Source organism: Staphylococcus taiwanensis (assembly GCA_020544305.1).
Classification (GTDB): Bacteria; Bacillota; Bacilli; order Staphylococcales; family Staphylococcaceae; genus Staphylococcus; species Staphylococcus taiwanensis.
Genome location: CP058667.1, coordinates 388,374 through 409,946, shown reverse-complemented (window position 1 = coordinate 409,946; position 21,573 = coordinate 388,374). Strand labels below are relative to the sequence as shown.

The 21,573-nt window shown below is 33.3% G+C and carries 20 protein-coding genes and 2 riboswitches; of the genes, 3 read left to right on the top strand and 17 right to left on the bottom strand.

Annotated features, from left to right (window positions below):
• Positions 1-82 precede the first annotated feature (82 nt).
• Positions 83-1,198 (bottom strand): 5,10-methylene-tetrahydrofolate dehydrogenase, encoded by a 1,116-nt coding sequence (locus tag HYI43_01870; protein UDI77358.1) that lies wholly within the window; start codon positions 1,196-1,198, stop codon positions 83-85.
• On the bottom strand, positions 1,195-2,346 hold the full coding sequence (locus HYI43_01865; protein ID UDI77357.1) for a 5,10-methylene-tetrahydrofolate dehydrogenase: 1,152 nt from the start codon (positions 2,344-2,346) through the stop codon (positions 1,195-1,197). Before HYI43_01865 ends, HYI43_01870 begins: the two co-directional genes overlap by 4 nt.
• 241 nt (positions 2,347-2,587) lie before the next feature.
• Positions 2,588-2,689, top strand: a riboswitch (TPP riboswitch).
• A gap of 126 nt (positions 2,690-2,815) precedes the next feature.
• On the opposite strand from HYI43_01865, the gene HYI43_01860 reads away from it, so the two are divergent.
• Together HYI43_01860 and HYI43_01855 are read left to right on the top strand one after the other, a co-directional pair.
• Complete coding sequence (locus HYI43_01860; protein ID UDI77356.1) at positions 2,816-3,565, top strand: 3-oxoacyl-ACP reductase; 750 nt, start codon at positions 2,816-2,818, stop codon at positions 3,563-3,565.
• Positions 3,566-3,642: 77 nt separating this feature from the next.
• Positions 3,643-4,947, top strand: coding sequence for an LLM class flavin-dependent oxidoreductase (locus tag HYI43_01855; protein UDI79251.1), 1,305 nt, complete (start codon positions 3,643-3,645; stop codon positions 4,945-4,947).
• Between the two features lie 104 nt (positions 4,948-5,051).
• Here the strand turns inward: HYI43_01855 and HYI43_01850 are convergent, their stop codons facing one another.
• The 8 genes from HYI43_01850 to HYI43_01815 form a co-directional block, all read right to left on the bottom strand.
• The gene (locus HYI43_01850) at positions 5,052-5,408 is read right to left on the bottom strand and encodes a DoxX family protein (protein ID UDI77355.1); all 357 of its coding nucleotides are present in this window, start codon (positions 5,406-5,408) and stop codon (positions 5,052-5,054) included.
• Positions 5,409-5,732: 324 nt separating this feature from the next.
• Entirely contained in the window at positions 5,733-6,974 is a 1,242-nt protein-coding gene (locus tag HYI43_01845) for a DUF4064 domain-containing protein (protein ID UDI77354.1), read from the bottom strand.
• A gap of 89 nt (positions 6,975-7,063) precedes the next feature.
• Positions 7,064-9,055, bottom strand: coding sequence for an ABC transporter permease (locus HYI43_01840; GenBank protein UDI77353.1), 1,992 nt, complete (start codon positions 9,053-9,055; stop codon positions 7,064-7,066).
• Position 9,056: 1 nt separating this feature from the next.
• Entirely contained in the window at positions 9,057-9,806 is a 750-nt protein-coding gene (locus tag HYI43_01835) for an ABC transporter ATP-binding protein (GenBank protein ID UDI77352.1), read from the bottom strand.
• Positions 9,807-9,985: 179 nt separating this feature from the next.
• Positions 9,986-10,882: a sensor histidine kinase gene (locus HYI43_01830; GenBank protein ID UDI77351.1), complete on the bottom strand. Its 897-nt coding sequence runs from the start codon at positions 10,880-10,882 to the stop codon at positions 9,986-9,988.
• Between the two features lie 2 nt (positions 10,883-10,884).
• Positions 10,885-11,553: a response regulator transcription factor gene (locus HYI43_01825; protein UDI77350.1), complete on the bottom strand. Its 669-nt coding sequence runs from the start codon at positions 11,551-11,553 to the stop codon at positions 10,885-10,887.
• 40 nt (positions 11,554-11,593) lie between these two features.
• Positions 11,594-11,758 (bottom strand): hypothetical protein, encoded by a 165-nt coding sequence (locus HYI43_01820; protein ID UDI77349.1) that lies wholly within the window; start codon positions 11,756-11,758, stop codon positions 11,594-11,596.
• Between the two features lie 173 nt (positions 11,759-11,931).
• Positions 11,932-12,102, bottom strand: coding sequence for a hypothetical protein (locus tag HYI43_01815; protein UDI77348.1), 171 nt, complete (start codon positions 12,100-12,102; stop codon positions 11,932-11,934).
• Positions 12,103-12,175: 73 nt separating this feature from the next.
• Positions 12,176-12,276: riboswitch (SAM riboswitch) on the bottom strand.
• A gap of 220 nt (positions 12,277-12,496) precedes the next feature.
• Here HYI43_01815 and HYI43_01810 point away from each other — a divergent pair.
• Positions 12,497-13,972: an alkaline phosphatase gene (locus HYI43_01810; protein ID UDI77347.1), complete on the top strand. Its 1,476-nt coding sequence runs from the start codon at positions 12,497-12,499 to the stop codon at positions 13,970-13,972.
• Positions 13,973-14,126: 154 nt separating this feature from the next.
• Here the strand turns inward: HYI43_01810 and HYI43_01805 are convergent, their stop codons facing one another.
• The 7 genes from HYI43_01805 to HYI43_01775 all read right to left on the bottom strand — a co-directional run bounded on the left by HYI43_01805 (position 14,127) and on the right by HYI43_01775 (position 21,570).
• Positions 14,127-15,074 carry an LCP family protein gene (locus tag HYI43_01805; GenBank protein UDI77346.1) on the bottom strand — a complete coding sequence of 316 codons (948 nt, stop codon included), beginning with the start codon at positions 15,072-15,074 and terminating at the stop codon, positions 14,127-14,129.
• A gap of 100 nt (positions 15,075-15,174) precedes the next feature.
• Complete coding sequence (wecB, locus tag HYI43_01800) at positions 15,175-16,314, bottom strand: UDP-N-acetylglucosamine 2-epimerase (non-hydrolyzing) (protein UDI77345.1); 1,140 nt, start codon at positions 16,312-16,314, stop codon at positions 15,175-15,177.
• A gap of 43 nt (positions 16,315-16,357) precedes the next feature.
• The gene (locus HYI43_01795; GenBank protein ID UDI77344.1) at positions 16,358-17,629 is read right to left on the bottom strand and encodes a nucleotide sugar dehydrogenase; all 1,272 of its coding nucleotides are present in this window, start codon (positions 17,627-17,629) and stop codon (positions 16,358-16,360) included.
• Positions 17,630-17,692: 63 nt separating this feature from the next.
• Complete coding sequence (locus tag HYI43_01790) at positions 17,693-18,562, bottom strand: NAD-dependent epimerase/dehydratase family protein (protein ID UDI77343.1); 870 nt, start codon at positions 18,560-18,562, stop codon at positions 17,693-17,695.
• Positions 18,562-19,119, bottom strand: coding sequence for a sugar transferase (locus HYI43_01785; GenBank protein UDI77342.1), 558 nt, complete (start codon positions 19,117-19,119; stop codon positions 18,562-18,564). Before HYI43_01785 ends, HYI43_01790 begins: the two co-directional genes overlap by 1 nt.
• A gap of 1 nt (position 19,120) precedes the next feature.
• On the bottom strand, positions 19,121-20,329 hold the full coding sequence (locus HYI43_01780; protein UDI77341.1) for a glycosyltransferase family 4 protein: 1,209 nt from the start codon (positions 20,327-20,329) through the stop codon (positions 19,121-19,123).
• Positions 20,326-21,570, bottom strand: coding sequence for an oligosaccharide flippase family protein (locus HYI43_01775; protein UDI77340.1), 1,245 nt, complete (start codon positions 21,568-21,570; stop codon positions 20,326-20,328). Before HYI43_01775 ends, HYI43_01780 begins: the two co-directional genes overlap by 4 nt.
• Positions 21,571-21,573 lie beyond the last annotated feature (3 nt).

Sequence of the window (21,573 nt, the reverse complement as noted above, 5' to 3'; positions counted from 1 at the left end):
CTATTTTCTATAATTTTTTTATATAAAATTTAGCACAAAAAATAAAGTCGCTTCGAGTTTTTCACTCTAAACGACTTATTTATTATTTATTCTTACCTTTATCATCGTAACGCATTTGTTGACGATAACCGTACGTACTTTCTTTAATCAATTGGTCATTTAATAAACCTGCACCAATTGCCCCAGCAACAGTAGAAATTGACGCAGCAAACCATGGGATACTTAAATATAAATCTATGCCTGCTGGTCCTTTTAAGCCAACTTGTTGTCCTAAAAAATTAGCTGGCAGTAATACCAGTTCAGCAATCAAGAATAGTGTATATAGAATAATATAATAAATAATGATTGCGACAAATAGCGTCATAACTGTTGTAAGATTATAGAGCCAAGTAATGCGTTTATTCTGACTTTGTTTCGTTGATTCCCATAAATCATGTGACATCATAATCCAAAGTAACATGCCTAAAATAGCGATAATTGAAATGCCAAAAAGACGCCACATAGAAAATTCCATACTCATTTGCCACATCGTCGTAAAAATCAGACCGAACGCACCAGTGGTAAAGGCAATGGCTACAATATTACTTAAACTTGCCATCATATTTAAAGGATTATTCGCAAAAGTCATTCCACTGACTAAACGTACCATACCAAATGAGCGTGAACTCGCTAAATAACGCAAGTGATCATTGCCTGTTTCTTCTAAATGCACTTCCGTTTTATCAACTTTTGTTAATGGAAATTGTTTGTCAATTTCAGTTTTAACAGTATCTTGGCTATCGTATGCTTCATGTCTTTGTTCTGAGTCATAGACTTCATTAATAATAGCAATGATCGCATTTTTAAACCGATTTTTAACTGGAGGCCAACCAAATGCAGGATAAGAGAAGATGGCTGCACCATTTTTCTTATTAATATCAAGTGCTAATACGCGTTGTTGATAAAACATAGGCAAGTCTGTAATCGCAACGACATAGTCCCATTTTCTCTTGTCATGATAATCTTGAATCTTCTTGAAAATGGCTTCCACAGATTCAGCATAGCCAGTTAGAGGATCAACCACAAGGTCAACTTCCCAGTCTTGTTGTTGATTATTTTGTTCTGATAAAATGTCTGGAATATCGTTAATTAAACTTTCAGCTAGTTTCTCAGTCACGCCTGGTGCTACTACTAGCCCAATCGTTTTTTCACTACTCATGATTCATACTCCTCTCTGTGGTCTTGTTTCTTACCTCCATATTGTTCATCATCTTTGTCTTCTCTATTCGAAGCGGATTGTTCCACTTCTTGTTTCGCTTCCTTATAGCGATGATACTGACGATAGGAATAAGTGATACGACGAATCTTCTCTTCATTCTCTACTGTAGAACCCATTGCACCGGCTAGTAATCCAAGTGAGGCTACAAACCATAATAATTTTAAATAATTTAGAAAAGTAAAATCTGGATTCGCACTCGTCCAATTATTAAATAAACTCACAGGTACAAATAATGAAATACTGATTGATAATAAGAGATATAAAATAACATAATTCATCAATGTGATAATGATTAAAGTAAGCAAGGTTGTAGCGTTGTAAATATAGCGATAAACACGTTGTGATTTAGCCGTCTTTCGTTCAAATAATTGATGTGCATATAAAAGCCACCCCGCCATACCGAAAATGGCAATCAGCATTAAGACTATAAAACGATAAATTGAATACTGAACGCTTAATTCCCAAGGCATAGAGAAAATCGATACATAAGTGCCTGTGGCAAAAGCGACCGATATAATCTTCTTAAAGTTAAAAATATTCTTCCATGGTTCGTTTGCACGTGTTAACCCAAGAATGAGCTGTAGCCAACCTAGAATAAAGAATTTATTAATATAGCGTCGTTTCGAACTTTCATCTTCTCGTGGATCGACAGCTTTAGGATGAATCAACGGATGTACTTTGGGACGTTCTTTCGTACTGTTGTTATATAGTTTTTCTATTAAAGCAATCATACTGTTAACTAACTTATGTTCTAAATTAACCCACCCCAGTGCGGGTAGTGATAACATCGATACTTGTTTGTCACTATTAAAGTCACTGATCACGACTTTGTTACCAGAAATACTGGGTAAATCAGTAATACAAATAACGAAATCCCATTGATATTGTGCTTTTAATTCAGCTGCTTTATCAATGCTTTCATGTACATCTTCCGCTGAACCAATTAACAAATCGACTTTGCTTTCGAATTGCCAATCGTGACCATCATCGATATGTTGATATAATTGCTGTTTAACTTTAGCTATCGCATTATCTACCAAGTGGTGTGCTACACCTGGCGATGGTATTAATCCAACCGTATATGTCATCGTTAACCTCCTTTCTAATCGAATGATATATCTTTATTGTTTATTTTTTTCCTGAAAATTTGACTAATAAACTACAACAATAATAAACGTGTAATGGTCAGTTTACGCTAATGTCAATACTTTTTGCAATCAAATTAGTTATATTTATTATATTAATTTATTTCAACATAAATTTGGAACATCATCAGCAACTGTCTTGACTTCTGAATTTAAAAATAATAAATTGTAATTATAGTATAAATATATGCACTAGGGGTGTTTTATAACTGAGATGGAGCATTGCTCTAAACCCTTTGAACCTGAACTAGATTGTACTAGCGTAGGAAAGTGTGGACTAAATTTTAGATAATAATGAAGACTTGATGCTTTTAAGTCTTCTGTTATATATATGCATCTAACATTTACGCAACTTTCCTCTAGTGAAGGTTGCGTATTTTTTACTGTTAATTTGATGTAAGGAGGCACATTTATGGCAAGAACCGTGTTAGTTACCGGTAGTAGTCGTGGCTTAGGTGCAACGATTGTTAAGACATTAGCCGACCAAGGCTTTCAAGTTGTTGTGAATTATAATCAGAGTAAAGAAGCGGCTGAACAAATCGCAAGTGATATCGGTGATAAAGCAATCGCAATCCAAGCTAATGTAACACGTCGTGATGATGTTGACCGTTTAGTTAAAGAAGCAACTGCACATTTTGGTCAAATTGATGTTGTCGTTAATAATGCATTAGTTAATTTTAAATTTGACCCTGTTGCTCAAAAGTCTTTTAAAGATTTAACGTGGGATGATTACCAACAACAAATTGATGGTACATTAAAAGCTGCCTTTAATGTTACTCAAAGTGTCGTTCCACAATTTATCGAACGTGGTGCGGGTAGTGTGATTAGTATTGGTACCAATTTATATCAAAATCCAGTAGTGCCCTACCATGAATACACGACAGCTAAAGCTGGTTTGATCGGTTTTACGAGAAATGTTGCAGCAGAATTAGGCCAATACGGCATTACCGCTAATGTCGTGTCAGGTGGTTTATTGAAGACGACAGATGCTAGTGCCGTCACTACACCTGAAGTATTTGACTTAATTGCTCAAACCACACCATTACGCAAAGTAACGACACCACAAGATTTAGCTAGCTTAGTGGCCTATTTAAGTACGGAAGCGGCAAATGGTATCACAGGCCAGAACTTCACCGTCGACGGTGGCTTAACAATGAACTAAACAAATGATAGTTCGACTATTTTAATTACATATCATGGTTGTTACTATCAAATATATTGGAGTGTTTATTATTGGTTATGTCTAACAATGACCATCAATTACACATTGGCATTTTAATCTATGGTTGTGGTCATCATCAAGCAGCTTGGCAACAACCAGAATCTAGTGTAGAACGTCTTGGTGATATAACGTATTATCAACAACTTGCACAATTAGCTGAAAAAGGATTGTTTGATGTCGCATTCTTTTCAGATAATCAAGCTTTTAACCCTGGATTTACTACGATGCCAAGCTTTTGGTTTGATCCACTTATTAATTTAACAGCTATCTCTCAAGTGACACAGCATATTGGTTTGGTACCTACGATCTCGAGTACCTTTTCAAATCCTTTCACTGTGGCAAGACAGTTGTTAAGTTTAGACCATATTACAGGTGGACGTGTCGGCTGGAACCTCGTTACATCCATGACTGATGTAGAAGCTCAGAATCATAGTATGACTGCTTTGCCTGACCATGACATGCGATATAAAAAGGCTGACGAATTCGCTCACGTGGTGAATGGCTTGTTTGAATCTTGGCATACTGACGACTTCCAACCCAATCGTGAACGTGGCACACTTATGACAACGTCAAATATTCAACCACTTCAGCATAATGGGCAATATTTCCAAGTACGTGGGCCCCTCACAACACCTGCGAGCCCACAAGGTAAACCCGTAGCAATGGAGGCAGGTGCATCAAAGCAAGATATTGCATTAGCTACCAAATATGCTGATGCCGTTTATTCAGTTTCATGGAATATCAACCAAGCAAGACGTTATCGTAAGCGTCTCGATGTCGCGATGACTAATGCAAATCACCCAAGACATATTAAGGTGTTTCCTGGTTTAGTCACATATGTTGCCCGTACACATGAAGACGCATTACAAAAGAAAGCAAATTTAGATGCCTTATTGCCTATTGACAATGCATTGAAACAACTAAGCTTCTTTGTACAACAAGATTGTAGCACTTGGGAACTCGATGAACCTGTACCTGATTTACCACCAGTTGAATCATTCAGTGGTCCTGTAGGACGCTATGAAACGATTCTTGAAATTATTAAAGATAAAGAACCAACTGTAAGAGAATTACTTGGTTACTTAAATGCTGGCGGTGGCCATTTAACACTTATTGGTACGCCAGAAATGATTGTTGATGAAATGGTGTATTGGTTCAATGAAGGTGTAGCAGATGGTTTCAACTTGATGCCACCTTCCCTTCCTGATAGTTTAGAAGACTTTGTAGAATTCATCGTTCCAGAATTACAACGACGTGGTCTATACCGTACGTCATATTCTGGACAGACCTTGAGAGAACACTTAGGGTTAACACAAAATTAGAAATTCATTATTATTCATTTATCCATATAATAGAAATTAACGTAAAAGTGGTGATGTTAACTTAGGAACATCACCACTTTTTGTGTATAACAATGAATTATTGATTAGTACAGTTCGAGTATTTTCTTCCAATTATACGAAATCATGACAGCGATACTCATCACTAATAGTAAAAGTACAAGTTCAGATGCCATATACCCTTGAGCAAGGTGAACTGTAAATAGTGCGCCTAACATGATGAAAATGAATCCTGCTGCAACATAGTTAGAAAATAAACCTATAATCATGAATATGCCACCAATCAATTCAAATAAACCTAATAAAACACCTAGAAATGCAGGTAATCCAAGCCCTGCCATCATTGACATCGGCTCCTTAAATCCACTAAATACTTTTTGCGATCCGTGTACTGTAAATGTAATACCTAACATCAGTCTAATTAATAATAATCCTATTCTCATAGTATATGCGCTCCTTTAAGATATATTTATTATACCAAGTATACTTAACATACTATATGAAGCTAATTAGACTTTCAACCCTGAAGGTATCAATTTAATCTCATGTTAATCTTAATTTATTCTCTTTGTAATTTTTATTTATTTTGATAACGGGCGAAAAAAAAGACTAGGACAGAATTCTTTTGAATTCATAGTCCTAGCCCTGCAGGATGACTATAACCGAGAAACGCTTGATTTAGAGCGTCTTCTCAGCTCAGTCAGCTACTTCGAATTTGCAATGTAGCATTTTTAATCTCAATTTGTTCTACTCTTACGACTTAAACCTTAATATTTATAAGGGTCATTGTCCTTCTTATCTTTTAATTTATCAGCTTCATCTTTAACGAAGTTATGATCATGATGTTGTTCTTGATTATCGTTGTTGAAACCATTTAAATTATCGTCTTGATTATTTCTATCACTACGACGGAAATTGTTGTCTGCATCATAATCATCACGATGGTTTGATGAATGATGTTCGTCACTTGTTAAATCTCTACCTAAACCATTGTTGTCATGGTTCTCACGATTGTCGTGTTGACCGCCTTCTCTACGATCATTTGACCAATCAACATCATTACGACGATTGAAATCATCATCAGAACGATGTAAATCATCGCGGTGATTTGAATGATTGTATTCATTACGGTCGTTGTCATGATTGAAATCACGATTGTTATCGTTATAGTCATTGCGATTATCATGATCATTATTACGACGGTAACCATTGTCATCATATAAATGGTCGCGTTGATTACGATGATCTTGGTTACGATCAGACTGTGCACCTTGATTTGTCATGTTTGAATAGCCATTATGATGACCATCGTTATTGTAATCATTGTTATTGTTGTGACGCTCTTCATCATCTAAGTTACGTAAGCCGCCTTCATTGTTGTTTCTATTGCGATTGTCATTATGATCATTGTTATCGCGATCATAGTTACGATTGTTGTCGTAGCCATAGTCATTACGGTTATGATTGTTGTTATTATCATAAGCATTGTTATGATTGTTGTCATAACGATTGTCATTATGACGGTTATCATTATTTCCATAATAGTTATGATCGTAATTGTTATGTTTCTTAGCTTTTCTAACTAATAACATGATACCTGCAATGACCCATAGCAATGCACTGATCCAGTTATTTGTTAATGCAACAATTGCTGCAACAATAAGTAAAACACCTGCAACTTTCGGTTTTTTACTAATTAAAATACCACCAATAATTGCTAGAACTAATGCGATAATTGAACCCCATGTAAAGAATCCAATTAATCCACTTAAAGCACTAAAGCCATCATTAACTTCAGTTGAAGATACTGAATTGCCTTGATTTTGTGATTGTGTTACAACTTGTTCTTTAAAGCTACTATTACCAATAAATGGTTTTAAAATTAAGAAGATAATTGCTACTAAAACTTGAAGGGCAACGCCAAGCCATGTGAGGATATGTTCACCTGTACGTTTAATTTTGTTCTCTTGAGTATGATTTGATGTATAATCTGTAGATTGATTAGCCATGTTGATGCCTCCTTTTTTTGTTGTATACCCTACCATTCAATAGGTTACACTTAATTTTAAAAAGTATAGCAAATTTCCTTTCCAAAATATTAAGGATGACGATTCACAATGAGGTAATAAATACGTGATGTAATCCAATACATCAATGCATAAATGGCTACCACAGCTACAAGCACACCTATATAGCTTGTCGCAAAAATACCTAAATTATTTACATTCAAGATTCCTAACACATTAAAAATAATCTTAGATGCAAAGGCAACATGAATCGTAGCGACCAAAATAGGTAACGTGAAAATCCAAATAATCTGGCTATTAATGGTCGATTTAATGCGTGTGTCCTCTATACCCACTTTTTGCATAATTTGATAATTTTTTCGATCTTCATAACCTTCAGCAATATTTTTATAATACATCATCAGAAATGTGCCTATAATTAAGATGATTGAGACAACGGTACCAACAAAAATGAGACCACCGTTAATTTCGTATAATGTAGCTGCCACTTCTTTTTTATCTTCAATACTCACACTATATTGCTTCATTAATTGATCTTTCACTTTATCAAACTCAGCAGTATTTTTTGTCATGATATTAAAATGCATAAATGTATTTTGCACTTTATTTGTACCATGTGTGTTTGCTTTGTCTTTATTCGCATAATAATTTGTTAATTGACGATACGTTGTCAAATCTGGTGTAACCACCGTTAAAGATCCAGGCACTGGATAAGAATAGTTTCGACCATTAAGTTGTTTTACGTTGAATTTATCTCCCATCATCGTCGTTGTATTCAATTTCTTAAAAGGTTGATTGGCACTAGAGAATCCTAATTCACCGTGTTTAAGTTTAACTTTCTTCGTATTCAATTGATTATAATCATGTTGCGTCATAATCACTAAATAGGCACTGTCTAAGGTCATATTTAAATATTTATTATCTCGATATTTAAATACACCATTTTTGTCATAATCGGTGGCTATCAATGTCACAGCATTGATTTTAAAGAAATCAACATCGGCATGTTGTTTAATATCATGCTCTAAATTGCGAACTTTCTGTTGTGTGTGCTTATTGAAATGACTATTTCCATCAATCGAAATTCTATATTGGTCTGTAATAATCGAATCGACTTGATTCGAAATGCCTCGGTACGTCGATACGGTCATTCCAACTGTAACAATTAGAAATGTGCATAACATTGTGATACTCGCAAGGCCAATAGCATTGGAATTCATTCGAGACCGCAAACCTGAAATAGTGAAAAAGAACTTGGGATTGTAATACAACTTGGGAATATATTTCAGCCAATCTAAAAGCAGAACACCTAGTGATAGGAATAAACAATAGGTACCAATCATGACCAACGCAATCGCACTAAACAAATCATATAATGATTTCAAAACCATTTGGTTAGATAAGGCGATATGATAACTGCAAAATAACGTAACCAATCCAACGATTAATAATACATACAAGATAGGTTTAGGTAGTTTCCTTTCCGCTTTATGACGCTGATGGATTAATTTAATGGGACTTTGAAATAATATTTTGACATTATTAATTAAGAATAAAACTAACATAATCACTGCTAAACTGATTAACGTGATACTCATCGCTTTAATATCAAATGGATAATCCATTAATGTCATGCCAGTTTGGTACATGAGTTTGTTCATTAACATGAAGATTAACACGCCAAACAAATAGCCACCTGTAATACCAATAAGTGCAATAAGAATAAATTGATACAACGTCTCAAACAACATAATAATGCGAAAATGTTTCTTCTCCATACCGAGAATCATATTCATCGCAAATTCCTGTTGGCGTCGTTTCATCATAAAACGATTCGCATATAAGATAAAGATAAGTCCTAATACACTCATAAAGAAATTACCAATACCTATGAAGATCGGTAATAATTGGCTACGTCTTTGCACATAAGCATTCATATTAAGAGACAATAATATAAACTCCGTCCCAAACATGATACCAAGCACTAATATGAAAGGCATAATTACATGTCGCTGCATTTTAAAATTTTGAGCAGTCATCTTCCATAGCATGTGCCACGTCATCTTAGTCACCTCTTTCGTTTAAAATAGCCAAACTATCCGCAATTCTCTTCTGAAACGCTTGTTGTGATTCCTCTCCACGATAAATTTCGTGATACAATCGACCATCTTTAATGAATAGCACTCGCTTTGCATAAGAAGCGTCTACAGCCGAATGTGTAACCATTAATATCGTTTGTGCATGCTGATTAATTTCTTTAAACAACTGCATGATATGCTTTGAGGTCTTTGAATCGAGGGCACCTGTTGGCTCATCGGCTAGTAACAAATCAGGTTCATTGATGAGTGCACGTCCAATAGCAATACGTTGTTGTTCCCCACCTGAAATTTGATACGGATATTTATTTAGCAGTTGATCTATACCAAGTGCTGTACTAAGTTCATTTACGCGTTGTTCCATAAATTTATGAGAACGATTGGCTAAGACAAGTGGCATCAACATATTATCCTTATTCGTCATCGTCGGTAACACGTTGAAATCTTGAAAGACAAACCCCATATGATCACGTCGGAAATGTGCAATCTGTCTATTGCGCAGTTTACGAACATCTTGCTTATTGATAGTAATGGTACCTTCCGTCACTTTATCGAAAGTAGCAATCAGGTTGAGCATCGTTGATTTGCCTGACCCCGATTCGCCCATAATCGCTACGAATTCTCCTTTATCAACGGTAAATGAGATGCCATTCAATGCCGTTGTAGCATTTAACCCTCTGCCAAATGTTTTTTTAACATTCCTCACATCTAATAGCATTTGTCGTCCCTCCTTTTCGGAAAATGAAAAACCAATCCTTTATAAATGAGTGACTTAATTAAAAGCCTCGCAATAATCATTTGTATCAATTGTCGTTAAATCTATCATAAAACAAAAAAGCACCAACAACATTGATAATTTCTTACAAATGTCGTTGGCTAACTTACAATATCGAAAGGTTAATTATTTTTCGGGAAATAAATATGAAATGTCGTACCTTCTCCAAGTTCAGATTGTACTTCGACTTTATGGTGTAAATGACGTGAGATATGCTTAACAATAAACAGGCCAATGCCACTTGATTTATCATTTAAACGACCATTATAGCCAGAATACCCTTTATCAAAAATCTTCGGTAAGTCTGCTTTACTAATACCAATGCCGTTATCACGAATCGTTAACACTTGTTGTTCCTTATCAAATGCAACCCATATATCTTTACCACGTGCATACTTGAGCGCATTATTTAAGATTTGTTCAATCATAATCGTACACCATTGCACGTCTGTAAGCACTTCATCTTCACAACGTTCATAGTGAATCTTCGTCTTCTGATCAATAAATTGAATAGAATATTTCATAATTAGCGGTCGCACCAAGTCATTTATTTTAACCTGTGAAAAGGACATGTCCGTTTCTTGATTCATTAATTTTAAATAACTCAAAGCTAGACTGGTATAATTGTCAATTTGTATAATCTCTTGACGTACGCGATTGACCACATTCTCTTCATTTCGTTCCAATAACAACTTCGAAGCCGTAATCGGTGTCTTCATTTGATGCACCCACATCAAGAAATAGTTCTCCACATTTTCTTGATACTCCGTTTGGTCACTCTTTACCTGTTGAAGTTCATGCTCTAATTCAGTAATCGTATCTTCCAAATGCACTTGTTTTTTAAAGCCACTTAATTGCACAAGCCAATAAATCACCATAACAAAGATAGTAATGCCTGCACCTAGAAGATAAGCCCCCATTGAAAGGTTGAATAAGAAAAAGATTAACCAAAACAATAATAAAAATGCAATGACAATGATGATTTCATTCAGTATTGATTTAAAGAAAGCTTTCATCATAATTATGGCACCTTATATCCGACATTTTTCTTCGTTTCAATTAAATCCTTCACACCAATCGACTGTAATTTCTTACGCAGTCGTGTCATGTTAACCGCTAACGTATTATCATCAATAAAATTCTCTGACTCCCAGCACTTTTCAATCAACGCCGTTCGACTGACATACTTACCTTCATTGCGAAACAGCATATTTAAAATCTGTAATTCAGTAAAGGATAATTGCACCGACGCATCGTGATAATATAGTGTTGCTTCATCTACAACAAGCTTGCAATCTTTAACCGTCACTTCATTATTAGAAACCGCCAAATCATACGTTCTACGTAATAATGCTTGAATCTTCGCCACAGTTAAAGACAAATTGAATGGCTTCTCAATAAAATCATCGCCGCCCATTTGAATTGCCATAATTTGATCCATATTATCCGTACGTGAACTAATGAAGATAATTGGTACATTAGACGTCTTGCGAATCTCTTGGCACCAATGATAACCATTAAATGTAGGTAAGTTGATATCTAACAACACAAGTTCTGGTTGATGTGTATTAAACAAATCGAGTATATTATCAAATTGTTTGGCAACTATAACGTCATAATTCCATTGCGATAGTTCTTGTTCTAGGCTTTCAGCAATTACGAAGTCGTCTTCCACGATTAATACTTTCATATTGTACACCTTTCATTACAAACTTCTATTTAATCTATGATTATTCCTTATGATCATTGTCATAATAAGGATTAGAAAGTTTATTCTTCTCTTTATCAATTTCTGCTTCTTTATTTTGTGTTTTGTTTTTACGTTTTCGTTCTTCCATAATTGATAATGCGATAAAACCGATGATGAGTAATGGAGATAACATAATTAATATCATAGGTAGAACACCTCTATTTCTATATTTAATTGATATATTGTCTTAATTTTCATTTTACAACTTTCATCTCGAAATGAACATTATAAAAACAGAATCGATACCGAAATCATAAATATTTCAAGGGACCGCTTCTATCATATATCTACTAATGCTTTAAGAAAACACACGAGCCATTATTTCTTATTTAAAATATACGTTCTAATATCTTCAATCGAAACACTACCATATATTTGCTTTTTTATATCTCCTTTTTTTGCCGCTTTCAACATACTGCCACCATAATTCTTTGGTGAAAACTGCTCCCAATAGTCTAATTGTTCAAATAGTTCTTGCAATGTTGCCATATGTTTTACCACCTTTTCATAAATTTGGGTAAATAAAATAGCCCTCCTTAAATAAGAAGCGCTCACGGACATCTTCTTATCTTTCAGGAATTCCTGTTGGATTTAGCACCTCACGTCAAACGCAGTTGCTGGAGTTTCATAGGGCCAATTCCCTCCACTCACTCTTAATAAGACAAACTATTTTATTTAATATGATTATAACTATTTTCTGAAAAAATGAAAAGCAATAAATCGAACGTCATCAATAAAGTTAAATTCGCAATGGTTTCAAATAGTTAATAATTGTTTACAATTACTTAACTTAAAAATAACTTTATACTAACTGTATCTCAAATAATGTTTCTTAATATGAATATGTAACAACTACTTTATACATATTAGGGGGCTTTTTGAAATGAGTTTCATCAGCAAATTTGGTAAAACAACAGTGGCGAGTTCAATCATAGCTGCATCTCTATTGGGGACAACACAAGTATCTTTCGCCTCAGATTCTGGCGAAGGAAATCAAGGCCAACAAGGTCAAGACGGCGACTACATGGCAATTGGTAATACTAAAAATCCTAAAAATGTAATCTTCATGGTTGGCGATGGTATGGGTCCTGCCTATAACTCAGCTTATCGTTACTACGCTGACAATCCAAACACAAAAGAATTAGATCAAACTGCATTTGATAAGTACTTAAAAGGGACAAATCGTACAAACCCAAATGACCCTAAAGAAAATGTTACTGACTCAGCAGCAGGTGGTACTGCCTTTGCGACTGGTCACAAAACATATAATGGTGCTATCTCAGTTGATAATAATAAGAAACCATTAAAGTCAGTATTAGAAGATGCTAAAGAACGTGGTAAATCAACTGGTATCGTTACAACTGCAGAAGTTACAGATGCAACACCCGCTGTATATGCTGCACATGTAGATGATCGTGATAAAAAAGATGAAATCGCACAACAATTTTATAATGATAAAATTAACGGTCAACATAAAGCAGATGTCATCTTAGGTGGCGGCTCTAAATACTTCGGTAAAGACAATGGCAACTTAACTGATAAATTTAAAAAAGACGGTTATGATTATGTAACGAACAAAGATGAATTGGCTAACTCTCAAAGTGATCAAGTGTTAGGTCTATTCTCTGAAAAAGATATGCCATTACAAATTGATGCACCTCAAAGTAATCCATTATTAGTAGATATGGAAAACAGTGCATTATCTAAATTAGAAAAAAATGACAAAGGCTTCTTCTTAATGGTTGAAGGTGCGTCAATTGATAAATCAGGACATCCTAACGATATTACTGGCGTTATGTCAGAAATGGGTGGCTTTGAAAAAGCTTTCCAAAACGCAATTGACTACTCTAACAAACATAAAGACACTTTAGTTGTAGCAACTGCCGATCACTCAACTGGTGGTTTATCAATTGCTAAAGGCAAAGATTATGTCTGGAATCCTGAAGCGATTCATAAAATGAAACACTCTGGTAGCTACATGACGAAACAAATTGCTGAAGGCAAAGATCCTGAAAAAGTAATTAACGAAGGTTATGGTATTAAATTCCCTTCTAAACAAATGGATAAAGTGAAAGACGCTGCTAAAGAACTTAAAGATGCTAAATCTAAAACTAAAGATGAAAAAGATCCTAAAGTCGTAGCAGCTACAACGAAATTACAAGATGCAATTCAAAAACCAATTAACGATGAATCTCATACTGGTTGGACAACTTATGGTCATACTGGTGAAGACGTAAACACTTACGCACACGGTCCAGGCGAAGATAAATTCACAGGTAACAAAGATAACACAGACAGCGCGAAAAACATCTTCGACTTCTTTAGTAAAGACGTATCATCTAATCAAAACCAACAATAATATCTCAGTCATAGCGTTATAGAGATCAAGACCCCTCCATGGAGCGGGCGTCTTTTTTTGTGTTCCTATTGTGTTTTTGAGTTCTAATACAAGAAAACACTCTGTCGATGATTATTGTCATCAACAGAGTATTTTCTAAGATATTAAAAATTAATTATTTAATTTCTAAGTTGTCTTTTAGTTTCTTTTTAATGTCATTTAAACTATTTTTATCAGGATAGAAGTAATATAAATTGTCATCTCCTAATTTATTTTGACCATTAATTGTTAAACGTTTTACGTTATCTTGTGCATTATCATAATCTGATTTAAAACGATTTAATTGGCCAAAGCTCAAGTCTGTTTTCAAGTTATCTTGTGCTGCTTTGAAAATACCATCTAGTTTTGTAATGGAATTAATTGAGAATGCTTCTTTAGCAACTGCAGTAATGATTTGTTGCTGTCTCATTTGACGACCTTCATCACCGCCTGCACCTTCATCTTTACGACTACGCATATATGCTAATGCTTCTTCCCCATCCATATCGTACTTTTTACCTTGTTTAAATTGATAATCTTTCTTCGAATCTGTTGTATTGAATGTTGCATTACTTGGAACAGTTACGCCACCAATTTCGTCTACTACGGTTTTTACACCATCCATATTAATTGCTACATAATGGTCAACTGGCACGTCCATTAGCTTTTCAAGAGATTTTACTGCCATATTTGGACCACCATATGCATATGCATGATTAATTTTTTCAGTAGTTCCATGACCAACGATTTTAGCTCTCGTATCCCTAGGGATACTTACCATTACAGTTTTATTCTTTTTAGGATTAATTGACATTAATACGATTGAATCACTTCGTTGACCTAAAGCTTCTTTTTCTCTTTGTGCATCATCATCAATACCATATAATACTACTGTCATTGGATCTCCATCTTTAGCCGGCTTATCTCTTAATTCGGATTTATCCCTATCGAGAGGTTTAGTAATATTATCACTAAAAGAATGTATTTTGGCAAAAATGTATATTCCTGCAGCAATAGCTAAGACAAGCAACACAATGAATATAGTTAAAAGAATTTTAAATAACTTTGATTTTCTTTTTTTCATTCTTTTTCTCCTATCATATTTTTCAACTATATATGCTCAAAAAGCATCTCAATTTAAGTTGATATGAGTTTCAACTTCTGAGATGCAATTTGAATATTTATTAGTTATCAACTTTAAATGACTCAGGTTTTGCTTCTCGAATACCAAAATAATATTCTATATTTTCACAAATGCGTCTTGAAGCTTCACCATCACCATAAGGGTTACTAGCTTTACTCATTTTCACATATTCATCTTGATTATCTAATAACGTCTTCGTTTCATTAAATATTGATTCATATGTTGTTCCAACCACTTTTAATGTACCAGCGCTCACACCTTCTGGTCTTTCAGTTGTATCTCTTAAAACTAATACTGGTTTACCTAAAGAAGGCGCTTCTTCTTGTACACCACCTGAATCTGTAAGAATTAAATGAGATTCATTCGCGAAATTATGGAAATCAATCACATCAAGTGGCTCAATCAATTCAATTCTAGGATGATTTTCCAGGTATTGGCCAGCAATTTCTCTTACTTTAGGATTTTTATGCATTGGATAAATAACAACAATATCTTCATACTCGTCCACTATTTGCTTAACTGCTTTAAAAATATTGTGCATCGGTTCCCCAATGTTTTCTCTTCTATGAGCTGTTAATAAAATAATTTTTTTATCACTGTGTCTTTCAAGTATGTCTGATTGGTAATCATCTTTAATTGTTGTTTTCATAGCATCAATAGCAGTGTTACCTGTTATTGCAATACTATTTTCTGCTTTATTTTCTTCTCTTAAATTATCAGCAGCTTTATCAGTTGGCGCAAAGTTTAAATCGGCCATATTTCCAACCATAACTCGGTTCATTTCTTCAGGGAATGGAGAATATTTATTCCAAGTTCTTAGCCCTGCTTCAACATGTCCAATTGGTGTTTGATTATAAAAAGCAGTAAGACCACCTACAAACGTCGACGTTGTATCACCATGAACAAGTACCATGTCTGGTTGTTCTTCTTTTATAACTGCATCTAACTTTGTTGTAATTCTAGAAGTAAGTTCTGCTAGAGTCTGGTTTGCTTTCATAATATTTAAATCATGATCTGGCTTTACATCAAATATCTTTAAAACACTATCAAGCATCTCTCTATGTTGTGCTGTAATGACAACTACTGGTTCTAAATGTTCATTCTTTTGTAATTCTTTAACTAAAGGTGCCATTTTTATCGCTTCGGGACGAGTACCAAAAATAGTCATTATTTTCTTCATTTTTATACCCCTTATTAATTGAATATGGTTAATGCGAATTTGCTTATTTTTTCAACTCAATATCCTTAGTTTTATATAGATTACCATAGTTAAAGTAAGATACTTCATTAAATTCAGATTTAACAATATTTTTTGTGTCAAAGATGATTTTGTTTTTCATATTTTCAAAGTCACTGTCATTGAATGTTTTAAATTCTGAATGATCGCTAAGTATTAAAACAAGTGATGCGTTATCTGTTGCTTTTTTAATATCTTTTTCAACAAAATCTAATTCTACATGTGGATCATAAGCAGTAACTTCTAATTGTTCGTCTTGTAATAATTTATAAATATCAAATGCTGGTGACTCACGAATATCATCAACATCACCTTTATAAGTTAAACCAAATACGGCTACTTTAGCATTATCGACGTCAATTAAAATGCGTTTTACGTTTTCAACAACATATTCAGGCATTGAACGGTTAACTTTGCGTCCAGTTTGGATTAATGGTGAGTGCTCTGGATCTTTAGCGATAATGAAGTAAGGATCTACTGCTAAACAATGTCCTCCTACTCCTGGTCCTGGAGAATGAATGTTTACACGTGGATGCTTATTTGCCATTTCGATAACATCTAATACATTAATGTCTAAATTGTTACTAATTTTAGTAATTTCATTAGCTAATGCAATATTTAAATCACGATACGTATTTTCCATTAATTTACTCATTTCAGCAGTACGTGCATTGGTTTCTATCATTTCACCTTGCACGAAAGTACTATAAACACGCTTACCCGCTTCAACACAATTAGGTGTTACGCCACCAATAATACGGTTGTTATACACTAATTCTTCTAATATTTTCCCAGGTAATACACGTTCTGGGCAATGCACTAAATAGATATCTTCTCCAATCGTGAACCCTTTTTCTTCTATTAAAGGTTTTACATGGTCATCCATAGTTCGTGGCGCAATTGTAGATTCTACAATAATCGTATCCCCTTTTTTAAGGTAAGGTAATACGCTATTCACAGCACTCAATACGATAGAAATATCGCAAGACTCATATTCATCATCATTATTAGGCGTTGGTACCGAAATGATAAATGCATCTGCTTCAGCAGGTGTTGTAGATACTTTTAATTTCCCTTTTTCTAAGACTTCTTCAAAGACTTCTTGTAATCCTGGTTCTTCAATGTTAACTTTTCCACTTTGTAAGCTATCAATCGTTTTTGGGTTAATGTCTACACCTAGGACATCCACACCATGCTTAGCGAACATAATTGACGTTGGTAAACCAATATAGCCTAATCCTACTACTGTTAATTTCAATGTAATACCCTCCATTAAACGCATTTTTTATATGTTATTTTCATTTAAATGTTTCTAAAAGTATTAGCTATTATTCATGATGTCATTAATGATTGTTTTAAAATCTTGTTCTCCGAGTTCCACTTTGTTTTCATGTAAATATAAATCATTTCCATATATTAAATTCCCATAAAGCTTTGAAATTACTTTCACTTTATTTAAAAGTGGATAAGTAAATTTTGGTATTGGTATTAATATCGTTTTCTTATTTTGAGAATTACGAATTTCTGTAATTACCTCGGTCGTATCAAAATTGAAACTATCTTTAGGATGATAGATACCGTTGTAGTCCTTTTCAATAAGTTGTTTGATATAACCCTCTAAATGTTTAATATATAGCGCACTTCTCATATTATTAATCTTTGGTATAACTGGTAATATCTCAGCCACTCTTTTCAATCTAGAGAAATTACCTGGTGAATCTTTTCCGTAAATCATTGGTGGACGTACAATTACTATCTTGAAATCTTCATTATTCATTTCAAATAGTTTCTCTTCGGCTTTAGCTTTGGACATACCATAATTTGTGACAGGATGGATTGCTAAAGGATTCGTAATTTCATCTACAGAACCTAACTCTCCATCTTTACCATAAACTGCCATAGTACTCATAAATATAAATTGATGAACACCGTCTTCCTTAGCTTTCTTAGCTAATTCTATCGGCAAGTGAGTATTTACTTTGAAATAATCTTCAAGTTTCGCATTCGGATCATTATTATGAACCAGTGCTGCTGTATGGATTATTGTATCTATGTCACTAAATGATTGGCTTTTCCAAAGTGAATTTCTCACGCTTAATCTTCGAACGATATTGCCACTTCGTTCTAAACTTTCTGCTAAATGACTTCCTACATATCCACTTGTACCGGTAATTAATATTTTTTTATTCATTAGTGTGATACACCTTCTGAAGAAATCGTATTAATAACTGTTTTATAGATAATATACATATCTAATTTAAATGATTGATGCTCTAAATAATATTTGTCATACATTACTTTTTGATCGTCAGTATTATTATCTCTACCCATGACTTGAGCTAAACCTGTTACCCCAGGTCTTATAGTATGAACATTGACTTTTGTTCTTTTTTCAATTAATTCATATTGATTATAGAGTGCCGGTCTTGGACCTACAATTGACATGTCCCCTTTTAACACGTTAATTAATTGAGGTAATTCATCAATTGATGTTTTTCGAATAAATTTACCAGTTTTAGTTATAAAATCAGCTGGATCCATTAAGTCAGTTGCTACATTTGGTGTATCCATCTTCATTGATCTGAACTTATAGATATTGAACAGTTTGTTATTTAATGTAGGTCTTTTCTGTTTAAATATTGCTGGTCCCGGTGATTCTAATCTAATTAATAAACTTACTATTAATAGAAAAGGACCTGCTACAATGAGTCCATAAATCGCACAAAATATGTCGAAAGCTCTTTTCATATTAATGACCTCCATTCAATAATTTATAGTATTTTTCCGTGTTATGTGCTCTTGTATATTTATCTTTAAATAGCTGGTAGGCATTTTGCCCTAATTTTTGTAAATATTCTTTTGAATGATGGTCTACAAAGTGCTGAATATCTATCGCTGCACCATTGTTAATTTGAATACCTGCATCATATTCTTCGACATGTTTAACAATGTCTGACTGTTTATCCATTATTAAAATAAGCGGTTTTTTATTCGCTAAGTAACCATAATTTTTACTTGGCACTCCTAGCCCTACGCCCTCTTCAACTAATGAAGCGAAACAGGCATCTGCTATTTTTAATACATCCGTATAATCAGTTCCAGTTAAAAACTCATATATTTTAACATTAGGAATATTATTTGCTTCTATTGTTTGTTTCACATGTTTGTATTTCTTACCATGGCCACATAATATGGTTAAAGTATTATTGTTTTCCTTATTTAATTTAAGAAAATCAATAATAGTATCCATGTCTTGTAATTGACCCATATTTCCGCTATATAATAGAATCTTGTCATATTGTTCTCTTAATTTACGGAATTCTGAATTATACACTTTGTCATCTTTTGACTCCGTATACCAATTTGGAATCACATGAATATTACCTGGGTTACCAGAAATCTTATTTTGTAATAAATAATTTTTCATTTCAGTTCCCAATACGATGACGTTTTTGGCACTTCTATAAACACGTTTATTAATAAATTTCATCAATCTATCAATTAAACTACCAGGATTTGTTGCACCTGTTTTCAAAGCATTATCTGGAGCAATATCATATACAACAAAAGAATAATCTTTCTTAAACACACGATGTAGTACATCCGGTATCAACGGTAAAATGGGAGGATTTGAGTAAACAAGTATATGGTCGTATTTCAACATTTTTGGCATTTGCAGTATAAACATTATGAATAGAGAAAAGAAGTTAAAAATACGTCCGATTTTAGATTTATTATTAAACTTAGAATATTTTAATCTACGAATATTAATTCCTTTATAATTCACCTGTTTTTGGACTTTTCTTTCTTTACTATATTCATAAGGCCAACCACAAATAACGTCTATTTTCATTCCTTTTTCAACTAAATCTTCAGCCATTTGTGTAGGTAAAGTAGCCGAAGATACATATTCAGGATAAAAATACTGACATAGTATTAATATTTTTTTCTTTTTCATTTTTTATCACCCAAAACTTTTCGGTTTTTCGAAAAATAATACAAAACTACAAAAAATAGGACATAAGAAACTATTAGTACTACTGTATTTAGTTGCACAAAATTTACAAAATCAAATTTTAAAAACTTGCTAATATAGAAAGTGATTACTGTCCCGATAACAAAGGCAGCTTGCAACATCAACTCTATTTGTTGTTTTTTTATAACAACAACTGATAGCGATACTGTAGATACTATTAACCTAATGGCAAATAATGGAATAGTAATCTGCATTATTGTTATAGTACCTGTCCATTGAGTTCCTAAAATTAGATTTACAAAATTCCCACTTAAAAAATAAAATGGTACATAAAGTACTATTGATAAAGCAATTAATGCTCCAGTAAATTTTATTAATAAGCTTCTAAAACTGCCTGTTCTAATATAGAAATCGTTTGCTCTTTGCATAAAAATCTTAGATAGCCCTAGTGAAATTATTGTTACAGGAATACCTAATATTCTAATTGCCATACCATATATTCCAACTTCTTCACTAGAATACAAAATTCCTAAAAAGAAAATTACAATTGAAAAAGATAGACTATTTAATAAAATAGAAGGAGTTGAATATACTAATTGATTTTTATGTTCTAAGAAATCCTCTTTCATTTCTTGATTATTTTTAATTATGTAGAAATGTTTTTTAAATGTTCTGTAACCAATTCCAATACCTGCTACATATGAAAATGCAAATCCAATAATTAGTCCTAAACTTCCAAAATGCACCACTCCAAAAGCTATTTGTATAATAGTCATCGATGCTGATCTTAATATATTAATTAGACTAAGAGATTTATAATCTCTTTCTCTATTTAAATAATTAGTAAAAATATTGGTCAAGCTAACTAGTAATAAAGTTACTAAAATAAAAAGCATATCCATTATATATTGAGGATAAATGAAGGAATATATTATTGTTATTGGGATTAAGATCACTAAAATTATTGCAGAAATGATAAAACTGATTTGTGACAAAATATTAGCTTTATGTCTATTCTCTGCATTAATAATTAAAAGATCATACCTCGCATTTATTATTGGAATTAATATCATTGCTATATTAGAAAATATTGTAAATTCTCCAAATTCTGAAGGAGAATATAATCTTGAAATTAAAGGAGTTGTGGCAATTAAAATTAATTGTGATATCCCACTACTAACTATCATTAAGAGTGAATCACTTAAAAACTTATTTTTTTTCATATA

Excerpts from the sequence above, each read along its gene's own strand:
- HYI43_01870 (UDI77358.1), bottom strand. The coding sequence starts at position 1,198 with ATGAGTAGTGAAAAAACGATTGGGCTAGTAGTAGCACCAGGCGTGACT.
- HYI43_01865 (UDI77357.1), bottom strand. The coding sequence starts at position 2,346 with ATGACATATACGGTTGGATTAATACCATCGCCAGGTGTAGCACACCAC.
- HYI43_01860 (UDI77356.1), top strand. The coding sequence starts at position 2,816 with ATGGCAAGAACCGTGTTAGTTACCGGTAGTAGTCGTGGCTTAGGTGCA.
- HYI43_01855 (UDI79251.1), top strand. The coding sequence starts at position 3,643 with ATGTCTAACAATGACCATCAATTACACATTGGCATTTTAATCTATGGT.
- HYI43_01850 (UDI77355.1), bottom strand. The coding sequence starts at position 5,408 with ATGAGAATAGGATTATTATTAATTAGACTGATGTTAGGTATTACATTT.
- HYI43_01845 (UDI77354.1), bottom strand. The coding sequence starts at position 6,974 with ATGGCTAATCAATCTACAGATTATACATCAAATCATACTCAAGAGAAC.
- HYI43_01840 (UDI77353.1), bottom strand. The coding sequence starts at position 9,055 with ATGACGTGGCACATGCTATGGAAGATGACTGCTCAAAATTTTAAAATG.
- HYI43_01835 (UDI77352.1), bottom strand. The coding sequence starts at position 9,806 with ATGCTATTAGATGTGAGGAATGTTAAAAAAACATTTGGCAGAGGGTTA.
- HYI43_01830 (UDI77351.1), bottom strand. The coding sequence starts at position 10,882 with ATGATGAAAGCTTTCTTTAAATCAATACTGAATGAAATCATCATTGTC.
- HYI43_01825 (UDI77350.1), bottom strand. The coding sequence starts at position 11,553 with ATGAAAGTATTAATCGTGGAAGACGACTTCGTAATTGCTGAAAGCCTA.
- HYI43_01820 (UDI77349.1), bottom strand. The coding sequence starts at position 11,758 with ATGATATTAATTATGTTATCTCCATTACTCATCATCGGTTTTATCGCA.
- HYI43_01815 (UDI77348.1), bottom strand. The coding sequence starts at position 12,102 with ATGGCAACATTGCAAGAACTATTTGAACAATTAGACTATTGGGAGCAG.
- HYI43_01810 (UDI77347.1), top strand. The coding sequence starts at position 12,497 with ATGAGTTTCATCAGCAAATTTGGTAAAACAACAGTGGCGAGTTCAATC.
- HYI43_01805 (UDI77346.1), bottom strand. The coding sequence starts at position 15,074 with ATGAAAAAAAGAAAATCAAAGTTATTTAAAATTCTTTTAACTATATTC.
- wecB (UDI77345.1), bottom strand. The coding sequence starts at position 16,314 with ATGAAGAAAATAATGACTATTTTTGGTACTCGTCCCGAAGCGATAAAA.
- HYI43_01790 (UDI77343.1), bottom strand. The coding sequence starts at position 18,562 with ATGAATAAAAAAATATTAATTACCGGTACAAGTGGATATGTAGGAAGT.
- HYI43_01785 (UDI77342.1), bottom strand. The coding sequence starts at position 19,119 with ATGAAAAGAGCTTTCGACATATTTTGTGCGATTTATGGACTCATTGTA.
- HYI43_01780 (UDI77341.1), bottom strand. The coding sequence starts at position 20,329 with ATGAAAAAGAAAAAAATATTAATACTATGTCAGTATTTTTATCCTGAA.
- HYI43_01775 (UDI77340.1), bottom strand. The coding sequence starts at position 21,570 with ATGAAAAAAAATAAGTTTTTAAGTGATTCACTCTTAATGATAGTTAGT.